Annotated in this window: 11 protein-coding genes; 6 read left to right on the top strand and 5 right to left on the bottom strand. The window is 38.4% G+C overall.

Annotated elements, in window-relative coordinates; translation table 11 throughout:
• Positions 1-32: 32 nt before the first annotated feature.
• Complete coding sequence (locus M2R48_RS11670) at positions 33-845, bottom strand: AraC family transcriptional regulator (protein ID WP_004822608.1); 813 nt, start codon at positions 843-845, stop codon at positions 33-35.
• Between the two features lie 351 nt (positions 846-1,196).
• Between M2R48_RS11670 and serC the strand changes: the two genes are divergently transcribed.
• Positions 1,197-2,276 (top strand): 3-phosphoserine/phosphohydroxythreonine transaminase, encoded by a 1,080-nt coding sequence (gene serC / locus M2R48_RS11665; protein ID WP_262086228.1) that lies wholly within the window; start codon positions 1,197-1,199, stop codon positions 2,274-2,276.
• Between the two features lie 528 nt (positions 2,277-2,804).
• Here the strand turns inward: serC and recA are convergent.
• The 3 genes from recA to M2R48_RS11650 all read right to left on the bottom strand — a co-directional run bounded on the left by recA (position 2,805) and on the right by M2R48_RS11650 (position 5,151).
• Complete coding sequence (gene recA / locus M2R48_RS11660) at positions 2,805-3,848, bottom strand: recombinase RecA (RefSeq protein ID WP_262086227.1); 1,044 nt, start codon at positions 3,846-3,848, stop codon at positions 2,805-2,807.
• A gap of 159 nt (positions 3,849-4,007) precedes the next feature.
• Positions 4,008-4,448 (bottom strand): RNA-binding S4 domain-containing protein, encoded by a 441-nt coding sequence (locus M2R48_RS11655; protein ID WP_004719756.1) that lies wholly within the window; start codon positions 4,446-4,448, stop codon positions 4,008-4,010.
• Positions 4,432-5,151 (bottom strand): HAD-IA family hydrolase, encoded by a 720-nt coding sequence (locus M2R48_RS11650; RefSeq protein ID WP_262086226.1) that lies wholly within the window; start codon positions 5,149-5,151, stop codon positions 4,432-4,434. Before M2R48_RS11650 ends, M2R48_RS11655 begins: the two co-directional genes overlap by 17 nt.
• Positions 5,152-5,440: 289 nt before the next feature.
• On the opposite strand from M2R48_RS11650, the gene M2R48_RS11645 reads away from it, so the two are divergent.
• From M2R48_RS11645 to M2R48_RS11625, 5 genes are all read left to right on the top strand, one after another.
• Positions 5,441-6,766 carry a DNA recombination protein RmuC gene (locus tag M2R48_RS11645; RefSeq protein WP_262086225.1) on the top strand — a complete coding sequence of 442 codons (1,326 nt, stop codon included), beginning with the start codon at positions 5,441-5,443 and terminating at the stop codon, positions 6,764-6,766.
• A 32-nt stretch (positions 6,767-6,798) separates the two neighbouring features.
• On the top strand, positions 6,799-7,026 hold the full coding sequence (locus tag M2R48_RS11640; RefSeq protein ID WP_239045488.1) for a hypothetical protein: 228 nt from the start codon (positions 6,799-6,801) through the stop codon (positions 7,024-7,026).
• Positions 7,027-7,165: 139 nt separating this feature from the next.
• On the top strand, positions 7,166-8,017 hold the full coding sequence (locus M2R48_RS11635) for a 3'(2'),5'-bisphosphate nucleotidase CysQ (RefSeq protein ID WP_004719760.1): 852 nt from the start codon (positions 7,166-7,168) through the stop codon (positions 8,015-8,017).
• Positions 8,018-8,577: 560 nt separating this feature from the next.
• Positions 8,578-9,306: a histidine phosphatase family protein gene (locus M2R48_RS11630; RefSeq protein ID WP_151802373.1), complete on the top strand. Its 729-nt coding sequence runs from the start codon at positions 8,578-8,580 to the stop codon at positions 9,304-9,306.
• Positions 9,307-9,733: 427 nt separating this feature from the next.
• Positions 9,734-12,691 carry a M66 family metalloprotease gene (locus M2R48_RS11625; protein WP_262086224.1) on the top strand — a complete coding sequence of 986 codons (2,958 nt, stop codon included), beginning with the start codon at positions 9,734-9,736 and terminating at the stop codon, positions 12,689-12,691.
• A 128-nt stretch (positions 12,692-12,819) separates the two neighbouring features.
• On the opposite strand, the gene M2R48_RS11620 is transcribed toward M2R48_RS11625, so the two are convergent.
• Entirely contained in the window at positions 12,820-13,344 is a 525-nt protein-coding gene (locus M2R48_RS11620) for a protein tyrosine phosphatase family protein (protein ID WP_262086223.1), read from the bottom strand.
• Between the last annotated feature and the right edge of the window lie 52 nt (positions 13,345-13,396).

Raw genomic sequence — 13,396 nt, 5'->3', positions numbered from 1 at the left:
CAGTTTGAAATGAATCTGTGTGTATTTTAGGCCTAAGGTAAGTGATTGATCTTTTTCCAATGTGCAGGGCTGAGCCCAAACGCTTGTTTAAAATGTCGGGTCATATGGCTTTGATCATAAAATCCAGCATCTGTTGCTGCCGCAACCAAAGAAGCCCCTTTGATTAAATTGATTTTAACTTTTTCCAGCCTGCGCATAGTTAAATAACGATGTGGGCTGGTTCCAAACAATAAGCGGAAGTCGCGTGACAAACTCCAGCGGTCGCGTCCAATATTTTTTTCTAAATCGTCCAAACTGATATTTCGTTCAGATACAGCATGAATAAATTCTCGAGCTTGTTCTGCTGCACGATAATCAAAACTCAGTCGTTGTGATAATGGTTGAACAGAAATCTCATTCAAAGCCATGGCCAGATCATACAGCGCATCTTCTTCTTCCAAGACTTCCATATGATTTTCGATGCTTTGTAGAAAAGTATTGGTGGCTTTAAATAATCGAGGATCTGTGCTGATCCCGTGTTGGATAAAGGGGAGAGGTTTACCCTTTAAAATAGATTGAATTTTTGCAGGTTCTATATACACCATACGATAGCGGAAACCATCTTGTGTACCTGATTCACCATCATGTTTTTCATCAGGATGCAGCACCATGGTCATACCTTGCTGGCTATGTTGCATGACACCTTGATAATGAAAACTTTGAACGCCTGAAAGTGTGCGACCAATGGCATAGGTATCATGCCGATGCGGTTCATAGGCATGATCATTAAAAAATGCTTCGATACGTTCAAATCGATCTGTTTCCGATGCTGTGCGAATCCAATCCTGATGATTTGATGCTGGCATTGAACATCTACCAATGAATAAAGTTTAAGCTGGATAAATTATAACTGAGTTCAGCTGATAAATTGAGTTTTCTATTGGTATATGGTTATGCACAACGAATGTTCTAGTCTTGTGCAGTCAGCTAGAAAAGCAGGTCGATAACAAGTCATTGTTTTAGCGTTGTGTTTAAAAATATCAATGAGCAGTCTAGCGACAATATTTTGCTTCTCTCAATATCGATAGTTAATTGAATTATCAACTCTAAATCTCTAAACAGATTGAAATATTGACTGACAAAGCTACTGCATGAAAGGTCGATTTGTGGTTAAATGCGCCTATTTCATTCGTTTCACTTTTAAAAAGGGAAAAATCATGCGCGCGTACAATTTCTGTGCTGGTCCTGCTGCATTACCTACCGCCGTTTTAGAAAAAGCTCAGGCTGAGTTATTGGATTGGCATGGTAAAGGCTTATCCATCATGGAAATGAGCCATCGTAGCAAAGACTATGTGGCTGTCGCTGAAAAAGCAGAAGCAGACTTACGTAAATTGATGAACATTCCAGAGAACTATAAAGTATTGTTCTTACAAGGTGGTGCATCACTTCAGTTTTCTGCAATTCCACTCAATTTATTGGGTAAAAATTCTAAAGCTGATTATATTCATACTGGGATTTGGTCAGAAAAAGCTACTCAAGAAGCGCAACGTTATGGCGATATCAATATCGTTGAAGCGGCAACAAGCATCAATGGAAAGCTTGCAATTTCTGAGCAAAGTGCATGGAACTTGTCAGACGATGCAGCTTATGTCCATTATGCTGAAAATGAAACAATTGGCGGTATTCAATTTGCCAATATTCCAGAAACAGATAAACCTTTAGTTTCTGATTTTTCATCAAGTATTTTATCTGCACCATTAGACGTATCTAAGTTTGGTTTGATCTATGCTGGAGCACAAAAGAATATTGGTCCTGCAGGTTTAACCCTCGTGATCGTGCGTGATGATTTATTGGATCAAGCAAAACCTGAAATTCCAAGCTTGTTAAAATATGGTTCACAAGCGAAGAATGATTCTATGGTGAATACGCCAGCAACTTATGCTTGGTATTTGTCTGGTTTGGTTTTTGAATGGTTACTTGAGCAGGGCGGTGTAGACGCAATGTATAAAACCAACCTTGAAAAATCTAAACTGCTATATGGTTATATTGATTCTAGTGATTTTTATAATAACCCGATCGCACTTCCAAACCGTTCAATCATGAATGTACCGTTTACTTTAGCAGATGAAGCACTGGATAAATTATTCTTGAAAGAAGCTGAAGAAAATCATTTGCTCAATCTTGCGGGTCATCGTTCAGTGGGTGGTATGCGAGCAAGTATTTATAACGCTGTACCTTTGGAAGGCGTACAAGCACTTGTCAACTTTATGGATGATTTTGCTCAACGTAACGGCTAATCTTACTTTAAAACATTTAAATGATTTGTTGTTGTTGAACATAACCTTAATTTTTTCCTTTGATTGAATAAACAGGGGAGGGGAAATTAGGGTCTGTTGACATTTCATAAATGGCTTGCGTTGTAGGTTAAAATTGAGCAGGCAAGGCATGAAACGAAGAGAATAGCGAGACTATTTTCGAGTTTCATAACGAAGGCTGAGATAATTTTAGCCACAACCCTGAGCAAGAACAAAGCACTGCGTGCTCCTGCAATTTTGGCTGGTCTGTCAATATTACTGAATACACTACAATTATTATCTGAACATTCGGTTGATGACCTTAAGCTGATTGCTGAAATTGCATTAGAGTCTCTACAAAAAGATGTGTAGATACCTATGCCCGAGGGGAGAAGGGACTTTCAATATCAATATGATTGATTTGAAATGATCATATTTTGGTTTATCGAATAAGATCTATTAGCGTTTATGATGCGATATAAAAACAAAAAGCACCATGAGGTGCTTTTTGTTGAGCTTTAAATATGTAGATTACACATCTAAAAAGTCAGGCTCTTCTTCTTTCTCTTCTGCTGGTGCAGCATTGGCAGTAGTCAAAAGCTTTTCACGAATCATACGATCAAGATCTTGAGCCAATTGAGGGTTTTCCTCTAAATGTCGAATGACATTGTTTTTACCTTGACCGATTTTGTCGCCTTGATATGAGTACCAAGCCCCTGCTTTTTGTACAAGTTCTTGTCCAACTGCAAGATCAACCAATTCACCTAAGTGGTTTACACCTTTTCCATACATAATTTGGAAAAGTGCTTCACGGAAAGGAGGCGCCATTTTGTTTTTTACAACTTTGACTTTGGTTTCAGAACCTACAATTTCATCGCCTTCTTTAACTTGTCCAATACGACGAATATCTAAACGTACAGAAGCATAGAACTTCAATGCGTTACCACCAGTTGTGGTTTCAGGGCTACCAAACATCACCCCAATTTTCATACGAATCTGGTTAATAAAGATAACCATACAGTTTGAACGCTTGGCATTACCTGTGATTTTACGTAAAGCTTGGCTCATCAAACGTGCTTGTAGACCCATGTGAGAGTCACCCATTTCGCCCTCGATTTCGGCTTTAGGGGTTAACGCTGCTACAGAATCGACAACGATCATATCAATTGCACCTGAACGAACCAACATGTCTGCGATTTCAAGTGCTTGCTCACCATTATCTGGCTGTGAAACTAAAAGGTTGTCTATATCTACCCCAAGTTTACGTGCATATTGTGGATCTAAAGCATGTTCCGCATCAATAAAGGCACATGTTCCACCTGCTTTTTGGCATTGTGCAATGGCTTGTAGTGTCATTGTCGTTTTACCAGAAGATTCAGGACCGTAAATTTCAACGATACGACCTTTTGGTAAGCCCCCAATACCCAATGCAATATCAAGTGTTAAAGAGCCTGTAGAAACCGCTTCAACCGCTTGAACAGTGTTATCACCTAAACGCATCACTGTGTTTTTACCAAATTGTTTCTCAATTTGGCTCAGTGCCGCATTCAGTGCCTTGCTTTTGTTATCATCCATCTCGTAAACCTCAAACGATGTAATATCACTAATATCTTAAGTGGATGTCATTAAATTTGATCTTTCGTCCACGGCAGTAATAGTGACAGAAAATAAAAAATGGTTCTATATTAAAAAACATTAGTACGACATAAGATGTCGTACCCAACCTAAACGAATTCAGTCATCATCATAGGACCAAGATTGGTCAAATTGTTGATCATTTTCTTGTTTAAATTTGCTAATTTGTCGTCGATCTTTTTTACTTGGTCGATGATCAGGGCGCGCTAGATTATGCAATTTTCTTTGGGATGAAATCAACTCTCTACGTGCCACACTCACCTCAGTTTCTTCATAAAGTTGTTGGGCAATCGGTGCGCCGCCACGAACAACGGAGAGTGCTTTAATCACTACCGTTTTACGATCAAAACCTTGTTGTATGGTGAGCTCCATTCCAACACGAATCTCTTTTGAGACTTTAACACGCTCATTATTATGATGAACTTTACCACCCTCGATTGCATCTTTGGCAATAGAGCGTGTTTTAAAAAAACGAGCAGCCCAAAGCCATTTGTCTACACGCATTGTTTCAAGTTGTTGTTTCTCAGGCTGTTTTGACATCGACATCCTTATGTTCTAAATCTGTTGACGGTAAATTTGCTAACGCTACGTTTTTCAGTAAAGGTAAAAGCTCAGTTAAATGATTGATTGCAGGGTATTCCAATTCTAATTGATGACGTGAAGCACGACCACTGGAAGGTTGGGTAATCGTGATTAAGTGCGCTATACCAAACTTTTCAGCACCTTTTAATACAGGGATGGTGTCATCCACGAAACATGCATTTTGTGGATCAAATGGATGCTTTTTCTGCAGGATTTGCCAAAACTCAATAAACTCTTTGGAATAGCCAATTTCTTCACTACTGATCATTACTTCAAAATAAGGGCTGAGATCAACATTTTCAAGTTTAAGTTTTAAGCCAGAACAATCTGCATTGGTCAGTAACCAACAACGATAACCTTGTGCTTTTAATTGTTTTAATAATTCAAAACAGCCCATTCTTGAGGTGATTTTATCTTTAAAATCATATTGTAACTGTAAGACATCAACCCCAACTTTTTCAGACCAGTATTTTGAAGAATACCAGCAGAGGGTATGATTATGTTGTTGATAAAATGCATTTAGAATGCTCTGACTGTGCTCTAAACTACATTGATGGGTTTCTGCATGCCGTTCAGGGAGTTTTGTGTTCCAGATCAGATCATCAAAAGCTAAATCAAGGAGTGTGCCGTCCATGTCAAAAAGAAGGATTGGTTTTTCCATTCAAGAAACTCCTAAGAATTTTAAAGTTTAACAAAGTTCATCTGAAATTGTAAAACGAGTTCATTTTTAATAAATTAGCGATAATTTTTTAAACAAGTAACAGGCGGTTGAATTTCATATTGCACAATAATAAGGCAAAAGATATTCTGTCTATATAAAAAGGGGATATAAATGAATAGATTATTATGTGTTGTTATACGATTTAGTTCAACGACCATATATTTAGCTTTAAATTCTGTAGATGTGAAAATTACAACTAATTTTATGAATTACTGAGACTACTAACACAATGGAAAATATACAAATAATTATACTCGTTGCCATAATCATCGTTGCAATTTTACAAATATTGCTATTATTAAAAAAATCAGGGAAATTCAATACAGATGATATTTTATCCCCGATGAGTCAATCTTTTGAGCGTATTGAGCGATTCACAAGCAATGAATTGGGGAAAAACAGGGAAGAATCTAGCCAGCAATCAAGATTTAATCGCGAGGAGCTTGGAGGTACAGTTAAAGCAGAATTATTAACTTATGCACAGACAATGCGAGAAAGTCTAAAACAGATTTCTGATGAGCAAACAAAGCATTTAAATGCCTTTGTAGAGCAAATTAACAGTCTAAATCGATCTCAAACACAACAAGCAGAATTACTTAGAAATAAGATTGAAGAAAAGTTAATTAACCTACAAAAAGATAATTCTGAGCAACTAGAGAAAATGCGTCAAACTGTCGATGAAAAACTCCAGGGTACGCTTGAAAAAAGATTATCAGAATCCTTTAAGTTGATTAGCGAACGGTTAGAATCAGTTCATAAAGGACTTGGCGAAATGCAAGTTTTAGCCAGCGGTGTTGGCGATCTTAAAAAAGTTTTAACAAATGTTAAAACTCGAGGTACTTGGGGAGAAGTTCAATTAGGTGCCATGTTGGAACAAGTACTCACAATTGATCAGTATGAAGCGAATGTGTCAACGAAGGGTAATGCTGAGCGTGTTGAATATGCTGTGAAGATTCCAAGTAAGAATAGTGATCAAGAGATTGTATGGTTACCTATTGACGCTAAATTCCCTATGGAATCATATAGCCGTTTAATCGAAGCGCAAGATAATGCTGATGCAGTTGGGGTTGAATCAGCTTTAAAAGAATTGGAATTACGTATAAAGCAAAGTGCCAATGACATCAGTAGGAAATATATTTCACCACCATCCACAACTGATTTTGCAATTTTATATTTACCAACTGAAGGTCTATTTGCTGAAGTGACCAAACGTTCTAATCTTGTTGATATGGTTCAGCGTGATTATCGAGTGGTATTTGCAGGCTCTACAACATTATGGTCGATATTAAATAGCTTACAAATGGGATTCCGAACCTTAGCAATTGAAAAGCGTTCAAGTGAAGTATGGAATACATTAGCTGCTGTTAAAACGGAATGGTTTAAATATGGTGAAGCATTAGATAAGGTTAAAAAGAAACTTGAAGAAGCTTCAAATAGTATTGATCAGGCACAAGTCCGAACAAGAGCAGTTGGACGTAAATTAAAAGATGTTCAAGAGCTGCCAAGTTCTCAGGCGGATAATATTCTTGATTTAGAAGATACACTTCCTCAATAAAATCATTCACATGTATATTTGGAAATTATGAAATGGCAAAAAAAGTAGCCCAACAAATGATGATGTGTAAATCTTGTGGGAGACAAACATTACATCAAAAAAACATCAAAGAGATGAGCTGGCTAATGCATTTGGTTTTAACCATTTTTACTGGCGGTTTATGGCTGATTATTTGGATTATTATTTTATTGTGGCATATGATCGCAAAACCTGCTTCTGCTGTTGCAAATCGATGGATTTGTTCACAGTGTGGTAAATAAACTCACAAAGCACCTTTAGGTGCTTTTTATCACCCCAAACTCAGGATATTTATTAATTAAAAGCTATTGTTTTCATGCACTCAACATAAAAAAATGGTAGGCTTGTGGACAAAAATCAGACATCCTACAGGTCGGATCAATGTTTATTACCACTCAAGCACCACAAGATGAACAAATTTTAAAATTAGTTCCAGTTTTGGCATCTGCAAGTCAAATCTTGCTCGAGGAATACCAAAATTATTGTGCTGGAAATGCGTTTAATATTGATAAAAAGGATGATCAGTCACCTGTTACCCAAGCTGACTTAAAAGTGAACGCCTATTTAATTGAACAATTGGCGAAAATCACTCCTGAAATTCCAGTGCTATCAGAAGAGAGCGATTATTCTCAACGACATACATGGAATATCTGCTGGATGTTGGATCCTTTGGATGGAACCAAAGAATTTATTCATGAACGTGATGAGTTTACGATTAATTTAAGTCTAATTCACAACCACCAAACCATATTTTCAATCATTGCTGTACCAACAGAGCAAGTGATGTATTTGGGATATTTAACAGAATTGCCTTATAAATATTGCTTTATTCATCGTACTTGGGAACGTTATTGCAAGTTTAAAGCTGTAGAGGAAGATGCAATTCAAATTGGACTAAGCCATAGCAGTAAAAATCCAAAGTATCAGCAATATATTGATTATATTGAACAAGAGTCGCCTGTCATTAGACGCGAAGCGGGCAGTGCCTATAAGTTTTGTATGATGCTTGAAGGCGAAATTGATATTTATCCAAGATTCCATCCTACCTCTGAGTGGGATACCAGTGCAGGACAAGGATTATTGGAAAGTATTGGTGGCGGATTACTGAGTTTAGCTGCGGTACCATTTACCTATAATCAACGTGATACCGTGTTAAATGATGGATTTATCGCATTTCGGAATGTCGAAAATAAAGAAATTGCTTTAGAAGCATTAAGCAATGTGAGCTTTTAATCTGATATACATATGCATTTTATAGATAATTTAACACTTTGATATTGGGTCTGTTGACAATTCGTCTATGTTTGCGACTACGTGTGTTTTTTAGGCGATACTAGGCACGAAATACGAAATTTAGTCATTCTAAATAAGTAGTTCGTAACGACGTAACGGCAAAAAACACGCTAGTCCCCCGCTGCGCCTTGCGCTGCAAACAAAGCAGTGCTTTGTTCTTGCTCAGGGTTGTGGCTAAAATTATCTCAGCCTACGTTATGAAACTCGAAAATAGTCTCGCTATTCTCCTCGTTTCCTGCCTTGCCTGCTCAATTTTAACCTACAACGCAAGCCATTTATGAAATGTTAACAGACCCTAGATTGAGAGGGTTGTGGCTAAAATTATCTCAGCCTACGTTATGAAACTCGAAAATAGTCTCGCTATTCTCCTCGTTTCCTGCCTTGCCTGCTCAATTTTAACCTACAACGCAAGCCATTTATGAAATGTTAACAGACCCTAGATTGAGCGCTTGGCTGCATATGTTATAGTAAGCTTGTATAAAAATGAGTTTTAAGTTGATATGGCCTTAGATTTATTGCCGAACAGTATGCTAAAAGCAATAGATTTATTGCCCGATGCGAAAACACCTGTAACCTTATTCACGCGTCATTCAATTCGTGAGGTTGTGAATGGGCAGGGGCTGGCAGGCTATGATCTGCAATTAACTTCCCAAGGTCGTGATTTAGCCCAAGCTTGGGGCTGTTATTTGATTGAAAATACGGATCGAGTGATCCAACATTGTATTTCAAGTCCCATTCAGCGTTGTGTCGATACCGCGGCTTTGATGATTCAAGGCGCTGACGGAATTTCTCCTTACCCGAATACCCATCATATCGAAATTGTAGAAAAGGGCTTATTGGTTGAGCCAGGAAGTTTTGTGCTGGATATTAAACAGGCCGCTCCCTATTTTAGAGCACAAGGTGCTTTAGGTTTTATCAACAGTTTTGTAAATAATGCCTTACCTGGTATGAAACATCCTATTACGGGTGTGGTGGATGTGCTTGAATTAATCTATGAAACGCATCCTACGCTAAACAACGGTATTAGTTTGGCTGTGAGCCACGATACGATTCTTGCTGCAATTATTGCGGTGATTTCAAAACGTACCTATATCAGTCAAAGTGATTGGCCTGAGATGATGGAAGGTCTATTTGTTTGGTTTGAAGGCGAGCGTTTTGCAGATAGTCATTTAAAATGGATTTGGCGAGGCGAACGTGGTGAATTGTCGATACGAGAGTTTCAGCAATAGTTGCTTTTTAAATCCAAAAATAATTATGTTGAGCGAATCATATTGATATTGAAAGTTCCTTCTCTCTTTGTGTAGGCGATGCTTCATCTTGCACTACTAAATCTGTATCCCCTGCATACCCACACACAATGGGCGACACCAGTCGCCACGCGATAGCAATAGCATGTAAAAAGAAAAGTCTTAAGTTAGATGGTATTGCTAACACCATGTTGTAAGCAGACTAGGTGTGATTAAATAACAACCTGAAACTTAATAAATCCATAAGAGTAAAATTTAGAGCAATACGTCCTTTTTATATTTTTAAATAAAAATCACATGATTACAAACAATATGATATATTTAAATAATTGAAATATATAATTATTTTAATTTAATCTCAGAAACTAGGGATAGAGATAAGTCGTTATAAATATGGGGAAGATATGTGATGCAATTACGGTTTAAATATTTAACAATTTGTACGCTTTCAGCAATGCTTATCGCATGTGGGGGCGGTAGTGATAGCCATTCTACAAATGATCAGCCATCGAATATACCGCAAAACCCTGGCGATGGTACAAATGAGTTACCTGGAGATGGTACACCGGAAACCCCAGACAACGGTTCAGGTGGATCAACGGAGACTCCTCCTGAAAGTGGTTCAGGCGGTTCAAATGGTGGTACAACTCAACCTCCTGAGAATGGTTCAGGCGGCTCAAACGGTGGTACAACACAACCTCCTGAGAGTGGTTCGGGCGGTTCAAATGGTGGTACAACACAACCTCCTGAGAGTGGTTCGGGCGGCTCAAATGGTGGTACAGGTACAACACCACCTGTAGTCGAAAAATATCCAGAACCAGTTAAAAATAAAATCTCAAGCAGTGTATTAGGCTTTTATGATTTTAATGCACAGGGTGGAAATCGCTTATTACGCAATGATTTAAATGGTAACTTTGCTGCAATGCTACAGTTTGCCCAAAGCCATGTGGTAAATCCGAAGAATAATGAACAGGATAAAATGCCGCGCTTAACCACGCAAAAAGATGCATTGTTGTTGGTTACACCTTTGGTTTCAATGGGTGATGTTGATAAATTACAAGCGGAAATTTATCAAGGTAACCAACTGATACGTACTGTAAATCTAAAAGAGCCTTCGCGTCTTGCTGCTTCCGATCAATCTAATCAGGATGATCGAGCGCGGGTGATGTACTCTAAACAGGCATGGTCAGTAGCGTTAAAGTGGGATGAGGTACGTTCAGGATTATCCATCCGTATTATCAATCCTGTAAACAATCGTAGTGGTTCTTTAGCTGCGACAGATATTGATTTTGCTGCACCAGGCGAGTTGGTGGTGCAAAGTATTCGTTTAGGTTTATTGACAGATGCACCTAAATCCAATGGTCACTATATGCTGTTGGAACCTGAAAAAGCAGGAACCGATTATTTCCAAACCATCCCTGCTGCAAAAATGATTGTCAGCAAATACGATGAAATGAAGCTTAATCGGGTTATGGTTGCAAGTGGTGTCATTTACGATTCTGTCAGTGCAACAAATGGTGGTGTCTATGATGGAGATATGCGTGAAAACACCGCTAAATCGACATTTAGTGTTGGAATTAACTTAGCGAATTGGGGTGTCACCAGTTCATCGATGCAAAGCCAAGAGCAACCACAAGTGACTCAAAGTGTGGTGATTCATCATGCCAGAGGTAAATATGCCAATGGTGAGTCCAATCACGGCTTAAGTGGTGGAAATGGTATTTTGACATTGATTGATTCGGTGGGGAATGAATTTAGCCATGAAATCGGGCATCACTATGGTCTAGGGCATTATCCTGGCTCAGTCGAAACTAGTGGAAGTCCCACAAATTATTTCTGGTCTGCACACCATGCGGACAGCGGTTGGGGATACATTGCATTTCGAAATAAAATGCGTGGCAATTTAAATTGGGGCAATACCAATTTAGGTGATGGCAGTAATGGTGTACCAAACTTCCAAAATCTCTATGCCTATGGTTGGGATGCCATGAGTGGTGGATCTAGCGCTAGCTCGATTTCCAAATATACCCACTATACTGGTTATAGTATGTGGTTAAAAATTCAACCTGCTTTTGATAAATACGTGTGGGATCCAAACTCTACGACAGGTTATAAAAAATGGAATGCAGCAACACGTGAAATGGTAGATGCACAACCAAAAACACCAAACTCAGGCAATGTTTGGTATAACAGTGCTGATGGTAACTTTTTAAAACCACGTTTGTTTAGTGTGCCTGTTTATACGATTTTAGGTGGCTATGATCCAGTTAATCAGGTGGGAATCATTTATCCTGCGGCACGAGGCAATTGGGGCAATGTGTTTAATTTACCTCAGGCCAACACGGCTGGCACAGCTGCAAGTTGCTGGTTAAATGTGCAGTATGCCAACAAAGTAGAAAATATTGCACTTGCTCCACAACGGGTAAATTCAGGTAGCAATGCTAATAAGTTCCATATCAACCTTGCACAAAGTGATACGCCTCAAAATGTTGATCTTTACTGCCAAAAAGCAGGCCAGCAAGCAGTGAAATTGTCGAATATCAATATTCCAGTCACGACACAAGCAATGACAGCTTTTGTTTCTATTGGTAAAGAAGCAGAGTATTCGGCCTTAAGAACACTTGAAATGCCACAACTCGAACAAGCTTTGCTGAATAATAAAGGTAAAGAAGTAGTTAGCCTAGATGCGGATTCACGCTTATTATTTGACTCTTATCGTCAATTTAAAACTGAATTGTCAGCGGACGCGCAAACAGAAATGGTCCGTTATACCCAACAGCAAATTAAACTTTATCGTTTAAATCGTTGGATAAATGCATATCGAACTGATCTCGAAAGTGGCAATGTTGAAGCAATTGAGGCATTTAATCAGTTTGTGGCAAAGTTGGAATTAAGCAATGATTTCAATTTAAACCATGTTTCCAGCATTAAAAACGGGACAAATTGTCTAAAAGTTGAAACGCTGTCTAATGGCAAATTGAATGCTTATATCAGTGGTAAGAGCGGCTGCACGGGTGATGACACTGAACAGTGGATCTACGATGCAATGGGTAAAATCCACAGCAAAAAATATATGGATCAGTGTTTAGCCAATCAGGGTGGTGTGATTAATCTAAGCTCATGTAATCATGATGCAGCAAGCCAAGTGTGGGCGATGAATGCCACACTGCAACGTATCGAGCAAGGTTCAAAATGTTTTGATTTGGAATATGGCTATTTAAGCAATAACCGAGCACGTTTGATTAGTTATAATTGCGGTACTGGTGGGAATCAAAAATGGACAAATCTTACTGCCAATAACAGTTTGATTTTGGCTGTAACCCGTGCTGAAAATTTAGCTTTGATCAAGCAGCTTCTAATCAAGTAACCATTGATCAAGTAAGCAAATCAAACATTAACTTATCACAATAAAATAAGCGCCATAAGGCGCTTATTTTTGTTCATGTTGATGATTTTGCTTAAATACATCAATGATTGAACTGTTGTTATGCTGGTTTAAGAAAACTGATCCGCATTCATCAAGGAGTGTTGTAAATCTTCAGTGGCTTTACGCCCTTGCAGTTGTAAGGCAACAGCATGTATTAAACCAGTCCAAGTCTCATTGGGTTCCCAAATTTGATGCATCAACTCTTGTGCGGCTGGCATATCGATATCCATATAATATTGGCGATATAAATACATCAAACAACTCACCCGCATATTTTTTGCACAATGTACCCAAACAATTTTTTCCTGTACCAAATGCGCGATCAAATCTAACACAAATAAGCATTGATCATCTGCTGGTGTATCCCAATGGATTGGAATTTGAATGTAGTTGAGCCCAAACTCAGCACAGATTTTATCTTCATGTTCAAGGTGTAAGCTGGCATCTGTAAATGCCAGATTGATGATTGTATCTACGCCGTATTCTTTAATCTGTTTCAGTTGTTCAGCACTTGGCTGGCCTGAAGTCAGTAAATGTTCGTGGACAAACTGGAAGTTTGCGATTTGACAGAGTTCTTGTTCAAGTTCGTTCATAGCATTCTTACAGAAAATGTTTAATAACATCATAAACAAAAACGCCATCTAT

The sequence above is a fragment of the Acinetobacter sp. I-MWF genome (genome assembly GCF_025433935.1).
Lineage (GTDB): Bacteria > Pseudomonadota > Gammaproteobacteria > Pseudomonadales > Moraxellaceae > Acinetobacter > Acinetobacter guillouiae.
The sequence above is the reverse complement of the archived record's forward strand: the minus strand, read 5'-3'. Positions and strand labels throughout refer to the sequence as shown.

Coding starts and splice junctions, on each gene's coding strand:
- M2R48_RS11670 (WP_004822608.1), bottom strand. CDS start 845: ATGCCAGCATCAAATCATCAGGATTGGATTCGCACAGCATCGGAAACA.
- serC (WP_262086228.1), top strand. CDS start 1,197: ATGCGCGCGTACAATTTCTGTGCTGGTCCTGCTGCATTACCTACCGCC.
- recA (WP_262086227.1), bottom strand. CDS start 3,848: ATGGATGATAACAAAAGCAAGGCACTGAATGCGGCACTGAGCCAAATT.
- M2R48_RS11655 (WP_004719756.1), bottom strand. CDS start 4,448: ATGTCAAAACAGCCTGAGAAACAACAACTTGAAACAATGCGTGTAGAC.
- M2R48_RS11650 (WP_262086226.1), bottom strand. CDS start 5,151: ATGGAAAAACCAATCCTTCTTTTTGACATGGACGGCACACTCCTTGAT.
- M2R48_RS11645 (WP_262086225.1), top strand. CDS start 5,441: ATGGAAAATATACAAATAATTATACTCGTTGCCATAATCATCGTTGCA.
- M2R48_RS11640 (WP_239045488.1), top strand. CDS start 6,799: ATGGCAAAAAAAGTAGCCCAACAAATGATGATGTGTAAATCTTGTGGG.
- M2R48_RS11635 (WP_004719760.1), top strand. CDS start 7,166: ATGTTTATTACCACTCAAGCACCACAAGATGAACAAATTTTAAAATTA.
- M2R48_RS11630 (WP_151802373.1), top strand. CDS start 8,578: ATGGCCTTAGATTTATTGCCGAACAGTATGCTAAAAGCAATAGATTTA.
- M2R48_RS11625 (WP_262086224.1), top strand. CDS start 9,734: ATGCAATTACGGTTTAAATATTTAACAATTTGTACGCTTTCAGCAATG.
- M2R48_RS11620 (WP_262086223.1), bottom strand. CDS start 13,344: ATGAACGAACTTGAACAAGAACTCTGTCAAATCGCAAACTTCCAGTTT.